General features: G+C 48.2%; 4 protein-coding genes. All 4 read left to right on the top strand.

The window, feature by feature from the left end; translation table 11 throughout:
* Positions 1–12: 12 nt before the first annotated feature.
* The 4 genes from HU824_RS10845 (at position 13) to HU824_RS10860 (ending at position 7,326) form a co-directional block, all read left to right on the top strand.
* Complete coding sequence (locus HU824_RS10845; protein ID WP_176468843.1) at positions 13–1,161, top strand: SusE domain-containing protein; 1,149 nt, start codon at positions 13–15, stop codon at positions 1,159–1,161.
* Between the two features lie 14 nt (positions 1,162–1,175).
* Positions 1,176–2,309, top strand: a complete 1,134-nt coding sequence (locus tag HU824_RS10850; protein ID WP_176468844.1) for a glycoside hydrolase family 76 protein — start codon at positions 1,176–1,178, stop codon at positions 2,307–2,309.
* A gap of 223 nt (positions 2,310–2,532) precedes the next feature.
* On the top strand, positions 2,533–4,683 hold the full coding sequence (locus tag HU824_RS10855; protein ID WP_176468845.1) for a GH92 family glycosyl hydrolase: 2,151 nt from the start codon (positions 2,533–2,535) through the stop codon (positions 4,681–4,683).
* A gap of 15 nt (positions 4,684–4,698) precedes the next feature.
* Positions 4,699–7,326 (top strand): glycoside hydrolase family 78 protein, encoded by a 2,628-nt coding sequence (locus HU824_RS10860; protein WP_176468846.1) that lies wholly within the window; start codon positions 4,699–4,701, stop codon positions 7,324–7,326.
* Positions 7,327–7,641: the final 315 nt, after the last annotated feature.

A 7,641-nucleotide genomic window follows, 5' to 3' on the forward strand; every position in this document is an offset into this window, starting at 1 on the left:
AACAAAAGAACAATGAAAACTATATTCTCAACAATAGCTCTTTTTTCGGCAGTCCTCTTTGCTACGTCTTGTACGGAAGACATGGAATACAAGGACTCCAAAGTTTCTTCAGTAAATCAGTTGTATGAACCCACTGACGGCAAGGAGGTGGTCTTGCAATCGTCGGCCAGCGCCAGCCTGTTCTTTGAATGGGAATCGGCCAAGGCCGAAGATAGCGGCACCCCTCTTTATGAAGTGGTATTTGATAAGGAAGGAGGAGATTTTTCTAAGCCTATTTACAAGGTGCTTTCCGACAATGGCGGTTCTTTGAGCTATGCTACCGTCAGCCACAAGATATTGAACAAGGTTGGTGCGGCTGCCGGATTGAACAGTGGCGAGACGGGTACTCTTGTTTGGACGGTAATGGCGTCCAGAGGTTTGAATTCTGTAATGGCGAAAGAAAGCAAGAAGCTCACCATCACTCGCTTGGTGGGATTTGAAGAGATTCCGGCACAGCTTTACCTGACCGGAAGTGCTACTGAAGGTGGTATGGATGCTTCCAAGGCTGTGGCGTGTGCTTCACCCGAAAAGGATAAGTTCGAAGTCTTTACGAAGTTAGAAGGTGGAAAGACTTACAAATTGGTAGATAGAGCAGCCGAAGGTGCCAAGACATTCTACATCAACGGCAACCGGATTATGGAAGGCGAAGGCGAAACAACAGTGGAAAAGACGGGTGTTTACCGCATCGAAATGGATTTCTCCATTGCATCTGTAACCGTCAAGGAGGTGAGCAAGCTGGAATTCTACTTCTGCCCGAGCGGTTCTGCTACCTTTGAGTTGCCTTATGTAGGAAACGGTGTGTTCTGCGGTCAGGATAAAATAGAGTTCAAGCAAGAAGGATGGGGGCGCGACCAACGTTACAAGTTTCTGATGACCTATGCCGACGGCAGCATACAGTTCTGGGGAACCAAGAATACCACAGACTCCAATCCGGGCGCAGCCACTCCCGAAGATCCTTATTTCTATATCATGGAGACTCCCGACAACCAGTGGGATCAGAAGTGGAAGTTGAATAACGAGTTCGACGGTGCGGCCGATGGTCACAATCCGGGTGCCATCACCAAAATCAGCGTGATATTCAATGTGGAGAACTATACTCATAAAGTGGAATTGGCCAACTAATTTAAGAAGAGATTATGAAAAGAATATTATTTTGTCTGCCCCTGCTTCTTTTGGCACTTCAGTCGTGCGAGATAGAAGATGAGTACATGTATGACAAGGGGGGGTACACCATAGACTGGGAAGCGGCTGCCGACAGTAGTTCCGTGACCCTGATAGACCGTTTCTGGAATGCGAGCGAGCACTACTTCAACTACGGAAATGATGGTTCTATCAAGGATTTCCATTACTGGCCTCAGGCGCATGCCATGGATGTGATGATAGATGCCTATAATCGTACTGCCGACAGCAAGTACAGTGATTTGTTCGATAAATGGTACACCGGCATCAAGGCAAAGAACGGTGGCAGTTATTGGAACAATTTCTACGACGACATGGAGTGGATTGCCCTCACCATGATTCGTCTGTACGAAGCTACCGACGACAGCAAGTATCTGCAAACCGCTCAAGAAATGTGGAATGAGATAAAGACCGGCTGGAACGACTACGCAGGGGGTGGCATCGCCTGGACCCACGACCAGCCTTGGAGCAAGAATGCCTGCTCCAACGGTCCTGCCAGCCTGATTGCCGCACGGCTCTACAATATCAACAAGAACGAGGAAGACCTGCAGTGGGCCCTTGAGATTTATAATTGGGAGCGTGAGCACCTGTTCAACCCTGCCACCGGTGCTATCTACGACAACATCAACGGTGAGAGTGGTGAGGTCGGCTCCTTCTCTCTCTCTTACAATCAGGGAACATTCCTGGGTACCGCCTACGAGCTGTATAAGATTACCAAGGAGGCCTCTTACTTGAAAGATGCCCGCAAGGCCGCTAATTTCGGAATCAGTAACAGTAACATGATAGATACCGGAAACAACCTGTTGCGCGATGAAGGCGACGGTGACGGCGGACTGTTTAAGGGTATTTTCATGCGCTACTATGTGCAACTGATTATGGAGCCGGGCTTGGAACCTGCATACAAGAAAAAATTCATCACCTTCTTCAACAACAATGCCGAGACGTTGTGGCGCAAGGGCATCAACAAGCTCGACCTGTTGTATAGCACCAGCTGGGCGATGAACAACAGCGGCAACAACCACCTGACCACACAGACCAGCGGTTGTACATTGATTGAAGCCAAAGCCCTTTTTGAGAAGAGTCTGAAATAATTTGTGTAATTTGGAAACTGTTCAGGTTTTCTTTCGGCTTCCTTCTGAAAGCAAGTTCGGAAGGTGCCGGTAAGATTGAGAAAAGAAAATAGAAACGGTCTCTTAAAGAAGAGGATGCGTCAAGACTCTCTTATTCAGGAGTATTTTGATGCATCCTCTTCTTTCTTTATGAGCGTTTGATAAAGTGGAAACAGTAAAACAATACTTATAAAAAATGCAATCGATGAGACAGAACCGATACCTATTCCTGCTGTTTGTCCTGATGACTTTGACGGGTTGTGGCGGCACGCAGAAGAAACTGACAAGCTATGTCAATCCTTTTTTGGGAACGGCTACCTTGTGGGAACCCGAAGACCTGGGATATGTACGCAAGATGAAAGCGCGTACCTGGGGCGCTGAAACCTATCCGGGCGCTACGTTGCCCAACGCAATGGTGCAACTCACTCCTGTGACCCAATTCCGCAGCGGTGCGGGATACCAGTACGAAGATACCGTGATTTATGGTTTCTCGCACACCGCCAAGGGACACTGGAACCTGCTGCATGTTCCCATGTTGCCCGTGGTGGGGAATATCGCTCCGGGCGATTACTGCTCCGGGTTTAGTCACGAGAACGAGTCCGCACATCCGGGGTATTACCAGGTTTATCTGGAACGCTATAAAGTGAACGCCGAGTTGACCAGTACCTTGCGTTGTGCCTACCACAAATATACCTTTGCCAAGGAAGATGACAAGTCACTGTTAGTAGATATCCGCCGTTCCAACAATCACGTTCGCGATTGGAAGATTGAGAAGGTTGACGACAATACCTTCACGGGTTATCAGGATGGCGATGGTAAAATCTACTTTTACGCTAAGACCAACTATAAAATAGGCCAGGTGGAAATGGTAAAAGACGACAAACATGAAGTGGCTGTGCTGCGTTTTGTCGGCAGTAAAGGTGTTGAACCTTTGGAAGTGAAGGCTGGTTTCTCGTTTGTGAGTGCAGAGAACGCCCAAATGAATCTGAAGGCCGAGATGTTGAACAAAAGTTTTGCACAAGTGGCAGAAGAAGCCGATGCCGCGTGGGACGCACTCCTTTCCAAGATTCAAGTCGCAGGTGGCACGGAACGTGAAAAGAGATTATTTTATTCTACTTTCTTTCATGCTTTTAAGTGGCCGGCTTTGCGTAGCGATGTGAATCATGAATATACTGATGTCCGTGGCGAGGTAGTGAATAACGGCTTCCACTATTACACTGACCCTTCTTTTTGGGATGATTACCGCAACAAACTGGTGCTTCTTGGCATGATTTCTCCCGAAGTGACTTGTGACGTCATCAAGTCCATCACCGACAAGGGCGAGAAACGCGACGGCTACATGCCCACCTTCTTCCACGGCGACCACGCTTCCACTTTCATCTCTGGTTCCTGGTTGCGAGGCTTGCGCAACTTCGATCTGGAGCGTGCTTATAAGCTGATACTGAAAAATGCTACGGTGCCCGGTAAAGGAGGACGTCGCTATTTGGATGAGTATATGGAGCGAGGTTGGATTGCTGAAAAAGACACAGTGAATGTACCCACATGGGACGAATACAAAGGGGCTGTGACCAAGACCCAGGAATATGCTTACGATGACTATGCCGTAGCCTTGGTAGCCAAGGAGCTGGGAGATGAAGCCAACTACAAACTGATGATGGAACGCTCCAACAACTACAAGACGCTATTCGACCCCTCTACCGGCTTTTGGAGAGGTAAGATTGACGATGGTAGCTGGATTCAGGATTTCGATCCGTATTATCCCTATTACCAGTACATGTACCGTGAGGCCAATGCATGGAACGCCCTCTTCTTCGCCCCCCACGACCCCGAAGGCATGATTAAGCTCTATCCCAGTAAAGAGGCGGTGGAGGCTAAACTGGATTCCTTATTCAGCGAACCGTGGAGAGGTTACGAGGCCCACAACCTGACCGGATTCATCGGAAACTATTGCCACGGAAACCAGCCGGGACACAGCATTCCTTACACCTATTATTTCATAGACAAACAAGAGAAAGCCCAATGCATTCTCGACAGCCTGATGAACCACTACTATGACATGGGTGCCGACAAGCTGGCTTATGCAGGGATGGATGATGCCGGCGAGATGTCTTCGTGGTATGTGCTCAATGCTATTGGACTTTACACTTATTCGCCTGCCGATCCTGAATATATTGTTACTGTTCCCTTGTTCGATAAAGTGACGTTCAATCTGAATGGTCGTCCCTTTACGATTGTGAAGAAAGGAAGCGGCAAGAAGATTATTGACATTACTTATAACGGTAAAAAGATTGACGGTTACTTTATCACCCATGACCAACTGAGGGAGGGCAAGGAACTGGTGATTACTACGGAATAGATAAACAATGGAGTTATGAAAAGAAATATACTGCTTCTATTTACATTCTTTGCTTGCATTACTGTACAAGGGCAGAATCCGGTTCGTCTGGTTGATCTGAGGAGCGAACATCTTGACAGACCTATAGGTGTGGACAATCCCGCCCCACGCTTTTCTTGGCGGATGGAAGATGGTAGGCAAGGAGCTGTGCAGACTTCCTGGCGGGTTGTGGTAGACGAAGACTCGTTGAATGTAGCCAACGGCTGCGGCAGGATGTGGGATAGTGGGAAGAACAATTCCCGTAATCAGCTTGTGGCCTATGGGGGCAAGAAACTGCAGCCTTTCACTAAATATTATTGGAAAGTAATCTGCAGTGACATGAAACATAAGGAGACTGCCTCTCCTGTCTCTTACTTTGAAACGGGCATGATGGGGATGCAACATTGGCAAGGTGCTTGGATTGGCGATGGAAAGGATATTCATTATGGGCCTGCCCCTTACTTCCGAAAAGAGTTCAAGACTGGCAAAAAGGTAAAGTCGGCGCGTGCCTATATTGCCGCTGCCGGGCTATATGAGCTTTACATCAATGGAAAGAAGATAGGAGACCACTGCCTTGCCCCTCTCTATACCCGCTTTGACCGCCGCAACCTGTATGTGGCTTATGATGTGACCTCGCAATTACAGAACGGTGACAACGCCATTGGCGTACTTTTGGGCAACGGTTGGTATAACCATCAGTCCAAAGCTGTGTGGGACTTCGACCGTGCTCCTTGGCGCAACCGTCCCGCTTTCTGTCTGGACTTGCGCATTGCCTACACCGACGGAAGCGTGGAAACTATTCCCACCGATCTCAGTTGGCGGACAGCCTCGGGTGCAATCACCTTCAACAGTATCTATACTGGCGAGCACTACGATGCACGTCTGGAGCAGAAAGGCTGGAGTACTCCGGAATTTGATGACTCCAAGTGGCGCGGAGTAGGTTATCGGAGTGCACCCTCTTCCAATGTCACTGCCCAGCAAGTACGCCCCATCCGTAATGTAAAGACTTTCCCCGCCGTCTCTTTCCGCAAAGTGGACGAGAAAACATACATCTATGATTTCGGGCAGAATATGTCCGGTGTGACTTGTATTCGTCTTTCGGGCGAAAGGGGAACGGAAGTCAGAATCAAACACGGCGAACGCTTGCATCCGAATGGTCGCCTCGATCTCTCGAATATTGATGTCTACTTCCGGGGCGATAAAGAGAAAGAGCCTTTCCAGACGGATATTCTCGTTCTGAGTGGAGAAGAGGATGAGTTCATGCCCCGATTTAACTACAAGGGATTTCGTTATGTGGAGGTAGTGGCAGACAAGCCTGTTGAGCTTCACCAAAACAGCTTGACTGCCTGCTTCGTGCACAGTGATGTGCCGGCAGTGGGTAGCTTGGAATCTTCAACCCCACTGATAGGCAAGCTGCTCCATGCCGCCAATCACTCTTACCTTTCCAACCTCATGGGCTATCCCACCGATTGCCCTCAGCGCGAGAAGAACGGTTGGACCGGTGACGGTCATTTCGCCATTGAGGCAGCATTTTATAACTTTGATGGAATTACCGTTTACGAAAAATGGCTGGCCGACCATCGTGACGAGCAGCAGCCCAACGGAGTGTTGCCCGATATCATTCCCACCGGCGGATGGGGGTATGGCACGGACAACGGGCTGGACTGGACTAGTACTATTGCCATCATCCCTTGGAATATCTACCTCTTCTACGGTGATAGCAAGCCCTTGAGCGATTGTTACGAGAACATCAAACGCTATGTAGATTATGTGGAACGTATCTCTGACAATCATCTCACTACCTGGGGGCGCGGAGACTGGGTGCCGGTAAAGTCAAAATCCAATAAGGAGTTGACTTCTTCGGTCTACTTTTATGTAGACACCAGGATTTTGGCCGCTGCTGCCAGACTCTTCGGCAAACAAGCCGATTACGAATATTATAATGCCTTGTCGGAGGAAATAAAGCAAGCTGTCAATGATAAGTTCCTGAATCGGGAAACAGGCATCTATGCCGAAGGTTCACAAACCGAATTGAGCGTTCCCTTGCAATGGAAGATTGTGCCCGAAGAGTTGATAGGAAAAGTGGCAGCTAACCTGGCACATAAGGTGGAGGAGAACGATTTTCACTTGGATGTGGGTGTGTTGGGAGCTAAAGCCATTTTGAATGCACTCAGCGAAAACGGCTATGCTGAAACAGCTTATAAGGTGGCTGTACAAGACACTTATCCTTCATGGGGTTGGTGGATGGTGAACGGTGCTACCACGCTGCTCGAAAACTGGGACCTGCAGGCTACTCATGACATCTCGGACAACCATATGATGTTCGGTGAAATAGGTGCCTGGTTCTACAAGGGGCTGGGAGGTATTTTCCCTGATTCCGCGCAACCCGGTTTTCAGAACATTCTGCTTCGTCCCCACTTCATAAAGGAATTGAAGCGGTTTGAGGCCCGTCATCGCTCACCTTACGGTGAAATCGTTTCTCGCTGGGAATGGAAAGGGAAATGTGTGCATTACGAAGTTACAGTACCCGCTAACAGTACGGCTACACTCACTCTACCTGACAAGGCCAAGAATGTACGGGTGGTGAAACTGATGGCAGGAAGATATGAGTTTATTGTAAAGTGACCTTGTACTTCATTAATGTTTGCAGATACGTAATGAAGGTGTGTCAAAACCCTCTTTTTAACAAAATCACCCACCTTTCCGGTCTGGTAGTCTATTAAAGCTATTGGAGAATCCTCGCCGGAAGGGAATTATTGCAACGCTGCTTTCACTGTTGACTGGGGAGATGATACTACGGATGTTATTGGTTTTGACACATTTACATTTGCAGTATTAAATATCACAACAAAATATAAGTGTATATTTGAAAAGTAGAGTTGCAGTGAACTAACTTTGACACTAGTCTTAAATGACTATAGGCTGAATCAGACTGCAACT

The sequence above is a fragment of the Bacteroides sp. L10-4 genome (assembly GCF_013373675.1).
Lineage (GTDB): Bacteria > Bacteroidota > Bacteroidia > Bacteroidales > Bacteroidaceae > Bacteroides > Bacteroides muris.

Bases quoted from the DNA above. Each gene is read 5' to 3' on its own strand.
- HU824_RS10860 (WP_176468846.1), top strand. From the start codon at position 4,699: ATGAAAAGAAATATACTGCTTCTATTTACATTCTTTGCTTGCATTACT.
- HU824_RS10855 (WP_176468845.1), top strand. From the start codon at position 2,533: ATGAGACAGAACCGATACCTATTCCTGCTGTTTGTCCTGATGACTTTG.
- HU824_RS10845 (WP_176468843.1), top strand. From the start codon at position 13: ATGAAAACTATATTCTCAACAATAGCTCTTTTTTCGGCAGTCCTCTTT.
- HU824_RS10850 (WP_176468844.1), top strand. From the start codon at position 1,176: ATGAAAAGAATATTATTTTGTCTGCCCCTGCTTCTTTTGGCACTTCAG.